The sequence below is a fragment of the Microbacterium sp. genome (assembly GCF_011620665.1).
Taxonomy (GTDB): Bacteria; Actinomycetota; Actinomycetes; order Actinomycetales; family Microbacteriaceae; genus Microbacterium.
In genome coordinates this window covers 36792-51582 of record NZ_WOYQ01000014.1, presented here as the reverse complement: position 1 = coordinate 51582, position 14791 = coordinate 36792, and the positions used below count along the sequence as shown (strand labels likewise).

11 protein-coding genes and 1 riboswitch are annotated in these 14791 nt (G+C 69.7%); of the genes, 5 read left to right on the top strand and 6 right to left on the bottom strand.

What is annotated here, in order from left to right; translation table 11 throughout:
- Positions 1-139: 139 nt before the first annotated feature.
- The 4 genes from gcvP to QZV81_RS02330 form a co-directional block, all read right to left on the bottom strand.
- Entirely contained in the window at positions 140-3064 is a 2925-nt protein-coding gene (gene gcvP / locus QZV81_RS02345; protein ID WP_292831884.1) for an aminomethyl-transferring glycine dehydrogenase, read from the bottom strand.
- Positions 3061-3444: a glycine cleavage system protein GcvH gene (gene gcvH, locus QZV81_RS02340; protein ID WP_292831881.1), complete on the bottom strand. Its 384-nt coding sequence runs from the start codon at positions 3442-3444 to the stop codon at positions 3061-3063. The genes gcvP and gcvH overlap by 4 nt, the downstream gene beginning before the upstream one ends.
- On the bottom strand, positions 3441-4547 hold the full coding sequence (gene gcvT, locus QZV81_RS02335; protein WP_292831878.1) for a glycine cleavage system aminomethyltransferase GcvT: 1107 nt from the start codon (positions 4545-4547) through the stop codon (positions 3441-3443). Before gcvT ends, gcvH begins: the two co-directional genes overlap by 4 nt.
- 161 nt (positions 4548-4708) lie before the next feature.
- Positions 4709-4816: riboswitch (glycine riboswitch) on the bottom strand.
- 39 nt (positions 4817-4855) lie between these two features.
- Positions 4856-6040 carry a MarP family serine protease gene (locus tag QZV81_RS02330; protein ID WP_292831875.1) on the bottom strand — a complete coding sequence of 395 codons (1185 nt, stop codon included), beginning with the start codon at positions 6038-6040 and terminating at the stop codon, positions 4856-4858.
- A 113-nt stretch (positions 6041-6153) separates the two neighbouring features.
- Here QZV81_RS02330 and QZV81_RS02325 point away from each other — a divergent pair, with 113 nt between their 5' ends.
- From QZV81_RS02325 to QZV81_RS02305, 5 genes are read left to right on the top strand one after another with little or no spacing between them, the layout of a single operon-like run.
- The gene (locus tag QZV81_RS02325; protein ID WP_292831872.1) at positions 6154-6858 is read left to right on the top strand and encodes an NUDIX domain-containing protein; all 705 of its coding nucleotides are present in this window, start codon (positions 6154-6156) and stop codon (positions 6856-6858) included.
- 15 nt (positions 6859-6873) lie between these two features.
- Positions 6874-8187 carry a quinolinate synthase NadA gene (gene nadA / locus QZV81_RS02320; RefSeq protein WP_292831869.1) on the top strand — a complete coding sequence of 438 codons (1314 nt, stop codon included), beginning with the start codon at positions 6874-6876 and terminating at the stop codon, positions 8185-8187.
- Positions 8184-9872, top strand: coding sequence for an L-aspartate oxidase (nadB, locus tag QZV81_RS02315; protein WP_292831866.1), 1689 nt, complete (start codon positions 8184-8186; stop codon positions 9870-9872). Before nadA ends, nadB begins: the two co-directional genes overlap by 4 nt.
- Positions 9866-10726, top strand: coding sequence for a carboxylating nicotinate-nucleotide diphosphorylase (gene nadC / locus QZV81_RS02310; RefSeq protein ID WP_292831863.1), 861 nt, complete (start codon positions 9866-9868; stop codon positions 10724-10726). Before nadB ends, nadC begins: the two co-directional genes overlap by 7 nt.
- A complete protein-coding gene (locus tag QZV81_RS02305; protein ID WP_292831860.1) occupies positions 10726-11862 on the top strand; it encodes a cysteine desulfurase family protein in 1137 nt (378 codons plus the stop codon). Before nadC ends, QZV81_RS02305 begins: the two co-directional genes overlap by 1 nt.
- A gap of 4 nt (positions 11863-11866) precedes the next feature.
- Here the strand turns inward: QZV81_RS02305 and QZV81_RS02300 are convergent, their stop codons facing one another.
- Both QZV81_RS02300 and QZV81_RS02295 read right to left on the bottom strand, forming a co-directional pair.
- Positions 11867-13939 (bottom strand): ABC transporter ATP-binding protein, encoded by a 2073-nt coding sequence (locus QZV81_RS02300; RefSeq protein WP_292831907.1) that lies wholly within the window; start codon positions 13937-13939, stop codon positions 11867-11869.
- 55 nt (positions 13940-13994) lie between these two features.
- On the bottom strand, positions 13995-14633 hold the full coding sequence (locus tag QZV81_RS02295; protein WP_292831857.1) for a DUF1345 domain-containing protein: 639 nt from the start codon (positions 14631-14633) through the stop codon (positions 13995-13997).
- Positions 14634-14791: the final 158 nt, after the last annotated feature.

The window sequence follows — 14791 nt, the reverse complement described above, 5'->3', positions numbered from 1 at the left end:
GCCGCCGCGCTCCCCGCCCCGCGCCCGCGCCCGCGCCCTCCCCCGAGACACCCGTTGCGCCCCGAGACACTGGTGCACAACGGGTGTCTCGGGGCACAGTGCGTGTCTCGGGGGCGGGGGCGGGGCGGGGGCGCGGGGGTTAGGCGAAGGCCTCTATGGGCGGGCAGGCGCAGACGAGGTTGCGGTCGCCGTAGGCGTTGTCGATCCGGCGCACGGGGGGCCAGTACTTCGTGCGCACCAGGCTGTGCAGCGGGTACACCGCGCGTTCGCGCGAGTAGGGGTGATCCCACGTGCTCGATACGACCGCTTCCGCGGTGTGGGGCGCATTCACCAGCGGGTTGTCGTCCGCGGGCCACTCCCCTGCGGCGACGGCGTCGGCCTCGGCCTTGACCGCGATCATCGCTTCGATGAACCGGTCGATCTCACCGAGATCCTCAGACTCTGTGGGTTCGACCATGAGGGTCCCGGCGACCGGGAACGACATCGTCGGCGCGTGGAAGCCGTAGTCGATCAGGCGCTTGGCCACATCATCGACCGTGACTCCGGTCGCTTCCTTCAGCGGACGCAGGTCGAGGATGCACTCGTGCGCGACGAGCCCACCCTCGCCCGCATAGAGCACCGGATAGTGATCCTTCAGCCGCACAGCGATGTAGTTGGCCGCGAGCACCGCCGCACCCGTCGCATCGCGCAGACCGGCGGCGCCCATCATCCGCACGTACGCCCACGAGATCGGCAGAATGGATGCCGACCCATACGGCGCGGCCGAGACCGGTCCGCCGTCGAACACGAACCCTCCCGCGTGCTCGGCCCTCTGCGCGAGAGGATGCGACGGGAGGAACGGCGCGAGGTGCGCCTTGGCGGCCACAGGGCCCACACCGGGCCCGCCCCCGCCGTGCGGGATCGCGAACGTCTTGTGCAGGTTCAGGTGCGACACGTCGCCGCCGAGGTCTCCGAACCGCGCAAAGCCGAGCAGTGCGTTGAGGTTCGCACCGTCCACATACACCTGACCCCCGGCGTCGTGCACGGCCTGCGTGATCTCGAGCACATCATGCTCATAGACGCCGTGCGTGGAAGGGTAGGTGATCATGAGTGCGGCCAACGCCTCGGCGTGCGCCGCGATCTTGGCACGCAGGTCGTCGAGATCGACGTTTCCGGCCTCGTCGCACGCGACCACCACGACCTTCATCCCGGCGAGGGTGGCCGAGGCGGCGTTCGTGCCATGCGCCGACGACGGAATGAGACACACGTCGCGGTGGGTGTCTCCCGCGGCGTGGTGGAAGCCGCGGATCGCGAGGAGTCCGGCCAGCTCGCCCTGCGACCCCGCGTTGGGCTGCAGCGAGACCGCGTCGTATCCGGTGACCTCGGCGAGCCAGCTTTCGAGCTGTTCGATCATCACGAGGTAGCCGGCAACGTCGTCCAGCGGCGCAAACGGATGCACCCGCGCGAACTCCGGCCATGACACGGCTGCCATCTCGGTGGCCGCATTGAGCTTCATCGTGCACGACCCCAGCGGGATCATCCCGCGGTCGAGCGCGTAGTCCCGGTCGGCGAGCTGCTTGAGGTAGCGCATCATCGCCGTCTCGGAATGGTGGGTGTTGAAGACCGGATGCGTGAGGAAATCGTCATCGCGTCGCAGCCCGCGGGGCAGATGCGTGGGCATTGCGCCAGCGACGAACCCGAAGGCACGCTGCTGCGGTCCCCCGAAGACCTGGGCCACGCGGTGGAGATCCAGGATCTCGGTTGTCTCGTCGACCGAGATTCCCACCGAGTCGCCGTCACGCAACCACAACTGGTAGCCGCGCTCACGGGCGCTCGCGATCACCTGCTCGGCGCGACCGGGCGTCATCACCACGAGCGTGTCGAAGAAGACATCGTGCACGAGCTCATTGCCCGCGTCGGTCAGCCACTGCGCGAGCAGGCTCGCCTTGACGGCGACATCCGACGCGATCACCCGCAGCCCATCGGGCCCGTGGTACACGGCGTACATCGATGCCATGACGGCCAGCAGCACCTGGGCGGTACAGATGTTGGAGGTCGCCTTCTCGCGGCGGATGTGCTGCTCGCGGGTCTGCAGGGAGAGGCGATATGCGGGCTGACCGACGGCATCCATCGAGACCCCCACGAGGCGACCCGGAAGCTGCCGCTCGAGGCCGGCGCGCACGGCCAAGTAGCCGGCGTGCGGTCCGCCGAATCCCATCGGCACGCCGAACCGCTGGGTCGTGCCGACCGCGATGTCGGCACCCAGGGATCCCGGTGAGCGCAGCAGAGTGAGGGCGAGCAGGTCCGCGGCGACGACGACCAGGCCGCCGCGGGCCTGAACACCGGCGATCACCTCAGACGGGTCCCACACTTCTCCCGACGCGCCCGGATACTGGACGAACGCGCCGAACCCCTCGACGAGCCCGGTGACCGGCTGCGATTCCGAGGCCGCCACACCGGCTCCCGGGACCGCCACGGGGCGGAAGTGTGTCTCGCGGATCTCGATCCCGAGAGCTGCGGCACGGTGCTGCAGCAGCGCGCGCGTCTGCGGGAACGCATCCGCGTCCACGAGGAACACATTCGACCCGGACTTCGAGGCGCGGCGTGCCACCAGCATCCCCTCGACGACCGCCGTCGACTCATCGAGCATCGACGCGTTCGCGGTCTCGAGGCCCGTGAGATCGGCGACCATCGTCTGGAAGTTGATCAGCGCCTCGAGGCGCCCCTGCGAGATCTCAGGCTGATACGGCGTATACGCGGTGTACCAGGAAGGATTCTCGAAGACGTTGCGCTGAATCACCGACGGGGTGGCGGTGTCGTAGTACCCGAGTCCGATCAGCGAGCGCGCCGATCGGTTCTGCGACGCGAGCGCCCGCAGTTCGGCGAGGGCGTCGGCTTCGGAGACGGCGCGAGGGAGCCCCTCGGGGAGCGCCGGAACCGTGTGCACCAGGGGGTCGACATGAATGGATGCCGGCACCGCTCGCTCGACGAGCGCCTCGACGCTGTCATAGCCGAGCGCATCGAGCATCTGCCGCTGAGCGGCGGCGTCGGTGCCGATGTGGCGCGCGGCGAACGGCGCGCTCACGCCTCGCCGCCCGTGAGTGCGACATACGCATCGCGGTCCAAGAGCCCGTCGACGTCCACGGTGTCGACTCGCACCTTGATGAGCCACCCGTCACCGAAGGCCGAGGCGTTCACGAGCGACGGGTCGTCGACGACCGCGTCATTGACCTCGACGACCTCGCCGCTCAGCGGCGCATAGAGCTCGCCGACCGACTTGGTCGACTCGATCTCGCCGCAGACATCACCCGCGGTCAGGGTCGTGCCGACCGCCGGCAACTCGACGAAGACGACGTCGCCGAGCTTGTCAGCGGCGTAATCGGTGACGCCGACGGTGGCCACATCGCCGTCGAGGGCGATCCACTCGTGCTCGTCGGTGTAGTGGAGCGAGGTCAGGTCGGTCATTTCATCCTCCGGTAGAAAGGCAGTGCGGTCACGGTAGTGGGGATGCGGGTTCCCCGTACATCGAGGAAGAGCCCCGTGCCCGAAGCGCTGACCGCAGGTGCGACGTACGCCATCGCGATCGGGTGGCCGAGCGTGGGGCTGAGAGCACCTGAAGTGATCTCGCCGACGCGCGCGCCTTCAGAATCCAAGACGGCGTACCCCGCGCGACCCGCGCGCCGACCTTCGGCGACGAGCCCGACGAGCACGGGGGCATCGGGAGCGGCGACCGCGCCCTGGCCGACGAAGGACTTCTTATCCTCGTCGACGACGCGGCCAAGCCCTGCCTGCACCGGCAGTGTGGCGCGCGACAGCTCATGCCCGTAGAGCGGCATTCCGGCCTCGAGGCGCAGCGTGTCGCGGGCAGCGAGCCCGGCCGGTACGAGGCCATGGGACGCACCGGCAGCGAGCACCTCGTCCCAGAGAGGAACCGCGATGGATGCCGGAGCCAGCAGTTCGAAACCGTCTTCGCCGGTGTAGCCGGTGCGCAGAATGAGCACCTCGGTGCCCGCGAAACGTGCCGCGGCCCACGCGTAGTAGCGCAGATCCTCAACCCCGGGTGCGATGTCTCTGAGACCGGCGACGCCCCGCAACACCTCGGCGGCGACGGGTCCCTGCAGCGCGAGCAGCGCATAGTCGTCCGACACGTCCGTGACGCCGACCCCTTCGTACCCCTGGGTGCGCGCAGCGAGGGTTTCCGCAACGGGCGCGCGGTTTCCTGCGTTCGCGACGATCAGGAAGGCGTCGGTGCTCAAACGGTAGACGATGAGGTCGTCGATGATCCCGCCGTCGGGCGCGAGCAGCAGCGAGTACTTGGCCCGGCCGACCGCGAGCGTCGACAATCGACCGGCAAGCGCGGCATCCAGGTACGCAGCCGCGTCCGCGCCCTCGACCCGGAACTCGGCCATGTGCGAAATGTCGAACAGGCCGGCAGCAGTGCGGACGGCGTGGTGCTCGGCGAGATCGGAGGTGTATCGCACCGGCATCGACCAGCCGCCGAAGTCTGTGAAGGAGGCGCCGAGCGATGCCTGGCGTGCGGCGAGCGGGGTGGAGCGGGGTTCTGACACGAGTTCTCCCGAGATCGAACGGGCAGACGGCGAGGACTCGGCGCCTGTGAACTCCCCCTCTGTCATGGGCCTGAGAGCTTCACCCCGCGATGCGCTCGGGGACCGAGATTCGAGGAGTTTTCACCGTCGGCGGATGCGGCAGCATCGCTTTCCAGAGCGGCCGGACGTGAGCGGTACGCGGACCTGAGAGATTGGCGGGGAGGCTTGCTCCTTCGGTGCCCGTCAGCGACCTCGAGGGTCGGATGCCGGTGCTCTCCCGCACACGTCATGCGGCCTGTCTTCAGTTGCCCTGCCAGCATAGCGTGCGATCACCGCAGGCACTGGCCGGACGCGACGTCGGGCGACTGGGCACCGAGGCCTGCCAGCGCCGGGCGCAGTTCATCCGTGGTCATGGCATAGCCGCGCCTTTCGCCCTCGGCGCCGCGTGCAAAGATCACGCCGATCACGGCGCCGTCACCCGACAGGAGCGGACCACCGGAGTTTCCGGGTTGGACGTCGGCGGCGAGCGCATAGATCTGACGCGGGGTGACGGACGCGTCGTAGATGTCGGGTACGGGAACGGGCCCGACCGAGAGGACGCCCGCCGGCCCGCTGCGGAAGGGACCGCCGAGCGGGTAGCCCTGGAACGCGGCCTGGGTGCCGGGGGCGGCGGGCTCGGCGATCCGGAGAGGCTCGGCATCCAACCCGTCGACAGCGATGACGGCAAGATCGTCGACAGGATCGAAGTACACGATCCGACCCTCCGTGACCCATCCGCCCGGAAGCTCCACGACCGGACTTCCGACGCCGGCCACGACGTGCGCGTTGGTGAGCACGAGGTCATCGGCCGCGACGAACCCCGTGCCGGTGAGGGTGGCGCCGCAGGCATAGGCCGTGCCGCTGATGCGCGCGACGGATGCCGACGCGGTCTGCAGCTCGGGGTCGTCCAGCCCGATCGCCGGACCCTCCGGGGTGACGATCGTGCCGATGACGGCCTCGAGGCGGGGCAGCCCGTCCTCGAGCAGGGCGCTGCGCGCGGCGGCGAGCGCGTCGTCGACGGGATCGGGTGTGAGGGAGTCGAGGAACCCGATGACGCGGGACGACGCGATCGCCGGCGAGATGCCGGGGAGCCCGGTCGTGCTGAGTCCCGACGCGATCAGGAGCAGCGCGAGCGCCGTCGCGACGACGCTCATCACCCCACCGAGCAGGCGCTCGAGTCCCCGCAGCCGTGTGCGATCGACACCGCGACGCACCGCCGCACCGATGCCAGCGCCGATCGCGGTGGTCAGGAAAACGATCGCCACCGCGCCGCCCGCGAGCGCGGCAGTGCGCCAACGTCCGGCGGGAATGAGATCCGAGATCAGCGGCGTCAGCAGCGGCACGACCCAGACCGCGACGGCCGCACCGGAGACGAGTCCGATGATCGTTCCGAGGCTCGCGAAGAATCCGCGCGCGACTCCCGCCGCGAACGCGACCAGGAGTGCGGTCGCAGCGATGATGTCGACGACGATCACGGTGACCTCCGTGCGCCACGCTAGCAATCGGCGGCTCGCTGATCCTGAGCGGATGCCTCGTCTTGATCTTCGGGTGCATGTGACTCTAAGATGAGACCGAGGTTAGGGTCAAAGTGACACAAACAGATTCGCTCACGGATGAGATCCGGGTCGCCGTCTCGACGGTGATCTTCAGCCTGCGTCGTGAGCGCACAGGTGGGCGGGCGCGGGTGGTCCTCCCCCTCGTTCGGCGCACGCGCGACCCGCACGAGGGACAGTGGGCGCTGCCGGGAGGCTGGCTCGATGCCGCCGAGAACCTGGAGCCGGCGGCTTCGCGCACCCTCGCCGAGACGACGGGACTGGTGCCGAGCTTCCTTGAGCAGCTGTATGCATTCGGTGACATCCACCGCTCCCCCACGCGCACGATCTCAATCGTGTACTGGGCACTCGTGCGCGAAGACACGACGCTGGCAACCGAGCTGGAGAATGTCGCCTGGTTCGATGCGGTCACCCTCCCGCACCTCGCCTTCGACCACAACGACATCGTCGGCTACGCCCTCTGGCGCGTCCGCAACAAGGTGGGCTACAGCCGCATCGCCCATGGACTGCTCCCCGAGCTGTTCACTCTCGCCGACCTCCGCGAGGTGTACGAAGCACTCCTCGGGCGGAGCCTGGATCCGGCGAACTTCCGGCGCCAGGTCGAGAACTCGAGCACCCTCATCCCCACCGACGACTTCCGCACCGGCAGTCATCGCCCCGCGCGCCTCTACCGCTACGACCGGGACGTCGAACTCGCCGAACGCGGACCGCTCCCGCACTCCTCCCTCACGCTCCGCTAGAAAGGGCCCGGACCCATGACCGCCATCAACATCGCTCTCCCCCCTCGCCCCGTGGACGCGAGCGTCGACCACCGCATCCAGGAGATCGTCGCGGGAAGCAGCACCGGCGACACCTGCAACACCGACCTCGCCGCCGGGCCGTGGGACTTCGACGCGCGCCCCGGATACGGCCCCGGCTCTTCGATGGGCGACGTGATTCCGACCGGGTCACCCCGCCAGGGCGAACTGCCCGCAGAATATCGCGAGGCATCCGAGGCCGAGCTCGACGCCCGGATCCGATCGGCCAAGGCCACTCTCGGGGACCGTGTGGTCGTGCTCGGCCACTTCTATCAGCGCGAAGAGGTCATCGTCCACGCCGACTACGTCGGCGATTCGTTCCAGCTCGCCAATGCGGCGCTCGAGCACCCCGATGCCGAAGCCATTGTGTTCTGCGGGGTCCACTTCATGGCCGAGACCGCCGACCTGCTCTCCCGGCCGGAGCAGGCCGTGATCCTTCCGAACCTCGCTGCGGGCTGCTCGATGGCAGACATGGCCTCGATCGACGAGGTCGAAGAGTGCTGGGAGCAGCTGGGCGAGCTTTATGGCGACCTCGACACGCCCGACGCCGACGGCCTCGTCCCGGTGATCCCGGTGACGTATATGAACTCGTCAGCGGCGATCAAGGGTTTCGTCGGGCGCCATCGCGGAATCGTGTGCACCTCCTCGAACGCCCGCACGGTGCTCGAATGGGCGTTCGCTCGCGGTCGCCGGGTGCTGTTCTTCCCCGACCAGCATCTGGGACGCAACACCGCCAAGGCCATGGGGGTCCCCCTCGAGCAGATGCCGATGTGGAACCCGCGCAGAGCCCTCGGCGGATCAGACGCTCAAACCCTCGCGGATGCGCGCGTGATCCTGTGGCACGGGTTCTGTTCTGTGCACCGGCGCTTCACGGTCGACCAGATCGAGAAGGCGCGTGCCGAGCACCCCGGAGTGCATGTCATCGTGCACCCCGAGTGCCCGATGGAGGTGGTGGATGCCGCCGACGCCGCCGGGTCGACGGACGTCATCCGCAAGGCGATCATGGCCGCGACGGAGCCGACGACCTTCGCGATCGGCACCGAGATCAACCTCGTGCAGCGACTGGCAGCCCAGCATCCCCAGCACGAGATCTTCTGCCTCGACCCCGTGGTCTGCCCCTGCTCGACGATGTACCGCATCCACCCCGGCTATCTCGCGTGGGTGCTCGAGGCGCTCGTGGCCGGCCAGGTGCTGAACCGGATCACGGTGCCGGAAGATGTCGCCGGCCCCGCCCGGATCGCGCTCGAGCGGATGCTGGCGGCCAAGCCATGACGCGCCGACAGGCGCCGGCTCCCACCGACGGGACTCAGGGGCCGGTGCGCGTCGTGATCGTCGGATCAGGCATCGCGGGACTCGTGACCGCCCTCCACGCCGTGGACGCGGGCTGCCAGGTCACCGTCGTGACGAAGGACGTTCTCGAGCACGCCAACACCCGCTACGCCCAGGGCGGCATCGCGGGCGTCATGTTCGAGGACGATCGGGCAGAAGACCACATCCGGGACACCCTCGTCGCCGGCGCCGGTCTCAGCGACCCCGCCGCAGTGCACGTGCTCGTCGACGACGGACCCGAGAGGATCCGTGAGCTCGTCGCGCTCGGGGTCGCCTTCGATCGTGGCGAAGACGGCTCATACATGAAGGGCCTCGAAGCGGCGCATTCCTATCCGCGCATCCTGCACGCGGGAGGTGATGCGACCGGCACCGCCATCGAAAGAGCGCTCGTCGCACGCGTGCGCGCGAGCAGCGCCGAGGTCATCGAGCACGCCTTTCTCGTCGATCTCGTGGCGGCCGGTCACCCCGCGCGCGTCGCGGGGGTCGACCTCTTGATCGGTGACGCGCCGGGGGTCACCGGAACTCGACGAACCGTTCGGGCGGATGCCGTTGTCCTCGCCACCGGCGGCGCGGGGCAGCTGTTCGCGCACACGACGAATCCGCCCGTCGCCACCGGCGACGGCATCGCCGCGGCCCTCCGCGCCGGGGTCGCCGTCACCGATCTCGAGTTCGTCCAGTTCCACCCCACGGTGCTCGCGATCGGCGCGGCGTTCCTCGTGTCGGAGGCGGTGCGCGGTGAGGGCGCCGTTCTGCGCGATGAGGAGGGTCGGCGGTTCATGCTCGAGGCGCACCCCGACGCGGAACTCGCACCCCGCGATGTCGTCGCGCGTGCGATCTCGGAAGCCATGGAGCGACAGTCCGGTCGCCCCGTGCTGCTGGATGCGACCGGACTGCGTCCGACTCGCAAGCAGACGACATCGTTCCTGGCCCGTCGGTTCCCGACGATCGACGCGGCTGTGCGCGAACGCGGACTCGACTGGGCGCGCGAGCCGATTCCGGTGACGCCCGCGGCGCACTATCTGATGGGCGGCGTACGGACGGACCTGTTCGGGCGGACCAGCCTCGGCGGGCTCTACGCCGTCGGCGAGGTCGCCCGCACCGGTGTGCACGGCGCGAACCGTCTCGCCTCGAACTCGCTGCTCGAGGGTGCCGTCTTCGGCGCGCGCACCGGCGACGTGCTCGCGGCGGATGCGGCCTCCGGCACGTGGCCCGCGGCAGCGGCGCGAGTCGGCTGGCGACCGTCGAGGGCCGCCGCGGCAGCCGCGGCCACCGCGGAAGGTTTCACGCGGGCGGGACTGCAGAGCCTCCTCTGGGAGCATGCCGGTCTCGTGCGCGACTCCGCCGGCCTCTCGCACGCGGCATCCCTCATCGCGGCGTGGCGGGCACAGACGCGAGTGGCCGAGACCGAGTCCCAGCTCGAGGACGAGAACCTGCTGGTCGTCGCCGAAGCCCTCGTCGCAGCCTCCCTCGCTCGCCCCGGCTCGGTGGGGGCGCACTTCCGAAGCGATCCGCCACCGGCGGGCGTGCACACGATTCTGCGCAGCCTGCCGGCGGCGGCGGCCGAAGCAGCGCTCCCCGCACTGGGTCCCGGACCAGCCGAGCGCCCGTTGGAGCAGGCGGCATGCTGAGCCTCGCTCACATCGACCGCGTCGTCGCCGCTGCACTCGAAGAGGACGCGCCGTGGGGCGATCTGACGAGCGAGTACCTGATCCCCATCGATGCCACGGCGACCGCAGACCTCGTCGCGCGCGAGGCGGGGGTCTTCAGCGGCGGCGATGTGTTCACGGCCGCCTTCGCCCTCACCGATCCGGGCATCGAGGTCGCCCTCCGCGTCGCGGACGGCGAGACGTTCGCGGCGGGCGCGATTCTCGCCGCCGTCGCGGGACCCGCGCGCGGCGTGCTGCAGGCCGAGCGGATCGGGCTGAACTTCGTCCAGCGGATGAGCGGCATTGCAACGCTCACCGCCAGCTATGTCGCCGCGGTCGCCGGCACGGGCGCGCGCATCGCCGACACCCGCAAGACCACTCCAGGGCTCCGCGCCTTCGAACGCGCCGCGGTCATCGCCGGCGGCGGCCGCAATCACCGCTTCTCGCTGTCCGACGCGGTCATGGCCAAGGACAACCATCTCGCCGTGCTCACAGCGGGCGGGACCGACCTCACGACCGCCCTGCGGGCGGCGACCGCCCGGCTGCCGCACACGGCCCATGTCGAAGTCGAGGTCGACCGGATCGACCAGATAGAACCGGTGCTCGCGGCGGGGATCGGCACGATCATGCTCGACAACTTCTCGCTCGAGGACCTCCGCATCGGCGTCGCGCAGATCGCCGCCCGTGCGACCGTCGAGGCATCCGGCGGGGTGACGCTGGAGACCGTCCGCTCGATCGCGGAAACGGGTGTCGATGTCATCTCGGTCGGTGCGCTCACCCACTCGGCACGGGCCCTCGACCTCGGGCTCGACGTGCGCGTGAGCCCCGGCGGCTGATGCTCTACCTCGACCACGCCGCCACCACCCCGGTGCGTCCGGAGGCGCTCGAGGCGATGATCCCGTACCTCACCGAGCGGTTCGGAAATCCGTCCAGTCACCACACGGTGGGCGAGGCCGCGGCATCCGCCCTCGACGATGCACGACACCGGGTCGCGGCGGTCCTGGACATGCGCGCGGGTGACATCGTCTTCACTGCGGGCGGCACCGAGTCCGACAATCTCGCGATCAAGGGGCTCGCGATCGGTGCAGCACTGCGCCGCGGTGGGCCCGTGCACATCATCACGACCCCGATCGAGCACGAGGCGGTGCTCGCGTCATGCGATTACCTCGAGCGGGTGCACGGCTATGCCGTCACGCGCGTGCCGGTCGACGAGACGGGGCGCGTGGACCCGGATGCCGTCGCCGCGGCGATCCGCACGGATACGGCCCTCGTCACCGTCGGGTACGCGAACAACGAGATCGGGACGGTCCAGGACGTCGCTGCGCTCGCCCGCGTCGCGAGTGCAGCAGGCGTCCCCCTGCACCTCGACGCGGTCCAGGCCGCCGGATGGCTGCCACTTCGGGACACCGGCGCGGACGCGCTGTCGATCGCGGGTCACAAGATCGGCGCACCCCAGGGCACGGGAGTGCTCGCTGTGCGGGGCCGCCTCCCGCTCGAACCTCTGCTGCACGGCGGCGGCCAGGAGCGTGACCGCCGGAGCGGCACCGAGAACGTGGCCGGTGCCGTCGCGTTCGCGATCGCGCTGGAGCTCGCCGAGGCCGAACGCGAAGAGGCCGCGACGCGTGTCGCGGCGCTGCGCGACGCCTTCATCGCGCGCGTTCTGGAACGGGTGCCGACCGCGCAGCTCACCGGCCACCCGGTGCACCGACTGCCGGGAACCGCGAGCTTCACTTTCGCGGGGACGAGCGGCGAAGCCGTGCTCCTCGAGCTGGAACGCCGCGGCGTGGTGTCCTCGAGCGGGTCGGCGTGTGCCGCGGGGGCGGATGAACCCTCACACGTCCTCCTCGCGCTCGGAATCCCGCCCGACGTCGCGCAGACATCCGTCCGCTTCACGTTCGGGCATGATCTCCGCGACGATCTGGCCGCAGTCGCCGATGCGGTGGCTGCGTCCGTCGCCGCCGTCCGCAGCTGAGGGCTCAGCTCCGGTGGGACCAGACGCGTTCGTCCCCCGGCGCTTCCGAGTCGGGTTCCAGCACGGGAAGCGCACCCGTATCGCTCACATCGGCGGTGAGGAGGAGGGTGGCATCGTGACCGGCGGCACCGACCGGCGCCCGATCGGCTCGACGATCCGGGAGGTCGTGGGGACCCTCTGCGGCAACGATGCCCTCGATCTGTGAAGCCGCCATCTGCTGAGCGGCGAGTTCGGCGTACAAGCCGCCGTTCGAGAGCAGCTCGGCGTGCGTCCCGGACTCCACGATCCGTCCGGCATCGACGACATGGATGACGTCGGCACCGATCACCGTCGACAGGCGGTGCGCGACCGTGAGAGTCGTGCGCCCGCGCGCCGCAGTGTCGAGCGCTTCCTGCACGATGCGCTCCGATACGGTGTCCAGCGCGCTCGTCGCCTCATCCAGCAGGAGGACCGGCGGATCCTTCAGAAGAACGCGCGCGATCGCGATGCGCTGCTTCTCGCCGCCCGACAGGCGGTATCCGCGCTCCCCGACGATCGTGTCGTAGCCCCGCTCGAACCCCACGATGACGTGGTGGATGCTGGCGGCCGTGCACGCGGCTTCGAGCTCGGCATCCGTCGCACCAGGCTTGGCGTAGCGGAGGTTCTCGCGGATCGTGGCATGGAACAGGTAGGTCTCCTGCGAGACGATCCCGACGTGATCGATGATCGACTCCTGCGTGAGCGTCCGAACGTCCGCACCGCTGAACAGCACCGTTCCTCCCGAGGCTTCGTACAGGCGCGGCGCGAGGTACAGGATGGTCGTCTTGCCCGCTCCCGACGGCCCGACGAAGGCGACGTGCTGGCCGTGCTCCGCGACGAACGAGACGCCACCCAGGGTCGGGCGTGCTGCGCCGGCGGCATCCGGATACCGGAACACGACATCGCGGAACTCGACCCGTCCCAGCGGACCAGGCGCGTCGGCGACCGTGACCGCGTCCGGCCGATCGATGATCGCCGGCGTGAGGTCGAGGTACTCGAAGATGCGCGCGAACAAAGCGCGAGAGGTCTGCAGATCCAGCGCGACGCGCATGAGCCCCATGAGGGGCATCAGCAAGCGCGCCTGCACCGTGGTGAAGGCAACGACGGTGCCCGCCGTGATCGCGCCGGTCCCCCCGGCGATGAGGTACCCGGCGACGAGGTAGATGACCGCCGGAACCGACGCCATCAGCACTTGCACGACGGCGAAGAACCCCTGGCCGCTCATGGCGCGCCTCACCTGCAGCTGCACCTGATTCGCGTTCTCGTCGCTGTAGCGGGCGGACTCGGCGCGCTGGCGGTTGAAGGCCTTTGACAGCAGGATGCCGGAGACGCTCAGGGTCTCCTGCGTGATCGACGTGAGCTCCGCCAGAGACTCCTGGGTCTCGCCGGCGATCCGTGCCCGCACCTGACCGACGCGACGCTGCACGAAGATGAGGATCGGCATCATGAAGACCGCGATCAGGGTCAGGCGCCAGTCGATGATGACCATGGCGACCAGCGCCGAGGCGACCGTGACGACGTTGCCCAGGATGCTGGTGACCGTGTTCGTGAGCACTCCGGACACGCCGCCGACATCGTTCTGCAGGCGCGACTGGATCACTCCGGTCTTGGTCCGGGTGAAAAAGCCCAGCTCCATCGACTGCAGGTGCCCGAAGAGCTTCACGCGCAGGTCGCCGGTGACGTCGTTGCCCACCGTCGAGGTGAACCAGGTCTGCGCGACGCCCAACACCGCCGAGAGCAGGAACAGGCCGATCATGATCAGCACCAGCCGCACGAGCAATCCGAGCTCGGGCCCGCCTCCGGCGACGGGGAACAGCGCGTCGTCGAAGATCCGCTGGACGATCAGTGGCGGGATCACCCCGATCGTCGCGCCGGCGACGACCAGGATGCCGGTCACGATGATCCGGCCGGTGTAGGGCCGGAAGAGTGCGACCACCCGGGCACCGAGATCGGCGATCTCGGGCGCTTGAGCGTTCAGCTTCTTCTGCGCCGCTTCATCCACGCCGTGAAACCCACCGTGGCCGACCGGGCCTCCGGGACCGCCGCGCCCGCCGCCCATCGCACCCATTGCCATGCCGGCCAGCCTATGCGCGCCGGCAGGCGTACCGGCCCGATCAGCCGAGTCCGGCGATCAGGTTGATGACCGTGGCCAGGATGACGGCGCCGAAGAGGTACGCAAGCAGGGTCTGCGCGATGACGACACGGCGCAGACCCGTCGTGCTGACGTCGGTGTCGGCCACCTGATAGGTCATGCCGAGACCCACCGAGAAGTAGCCGAAGTCCGCATAGCAGGGGTCGGTGTCCTGATGGAAGTCGATCCCTCCGACGGGGTCGGCGAAGTAGAGATGGGCGTAGCGGAGCATATAGTCCGCCTGGATCAGAGCCCACGACGACGCCACGGCCACCACCGCGACCGCGGCCAGCACGGACGCACGCACCGGATCGGCATCGCGGGTCTGGATCAGCACGATCGCCACCGCGGTGAGGCTCACCAGGCTGCCGCTCACCGCGATCACGCGGGCGATGGAGCGGCCCGGGTCTTCCCTCGTCGCGTGCGCCCGGGTGGCCGGGCCGTCCATCGGCCACGTGACAACCAGGATCCAGACGACGCTGGTCAGCGCCGCCCCCGACCAGCCGACCAGCAGGCCGGCCGCACCTCCGAGCACCGACCCCGCGGCGAGGGCGAGCGCAACCCCCACGGCGAGACTCACGAGGCCGCGGAGGAGGATGGGAAAGCGGCGGACGATGGTCATGCTCCGATCGTGCCACGCCGCCGGCACTCAGTCCCCGCCGGAGGCGGGACGGGCGATCACCGGGTCAGGTGGTGCTGCAGCATCCGCCCCCGCAGCACGATGCGCCCGCCGAGGCGACCGTGAGCAGGTTCTGCTCGTCGGGAACGGGCTGAAGAGTG

Coding starts and splice junctions, on each gene's coding strand:
- gcvH (WP_292831881.1), bottom strand. CDS start 3,444: ATGACCGACCTGACCTCGCTCCACTACACCGACGAGCACGAGTGGATC.
- nadA (WP_292831869.1), top strand. CDS start 6,874: ATGACCGCCATCAACATCGCTCTCCCCCCTCGCCCCGTGGACGCGAGC.
- nadB (WP_292831866.1), top strand. CDS start 8,184: ATGACGCGCCGACAGGCGCCGGCTCCCACCGACGGGACTCAGGGGCCG.
- nadC (WP_292831863.1), top strand. CDS start 9,866: ATGCTGAGCCTCGCTCACATCGACCGCGTCGTCGCCGCTGCACTCGAA.
- QZV81_RS02305 (WP_292831860.1), top strand. CDS start 10,726: ATGCTCTACCTCGACCACGCCGCCACCACCCCGGTGCGTCCGGAGGCG.
- QZV81_RS02300 (WP_292831907.1), bottom strand. CDS start 13,939: ATGGGCGGCGGGCGCGGCGGTCCCGGAGGCCCGGTCGGCCACGGTGGG.
- QZV81_RS02295 (WP_292831857.1), bottom strand. CDS start 14,633: ATGACCATCGTCCGCCGCTTTCCCATCCTCCTCCGCGGCCTCGTGAGT.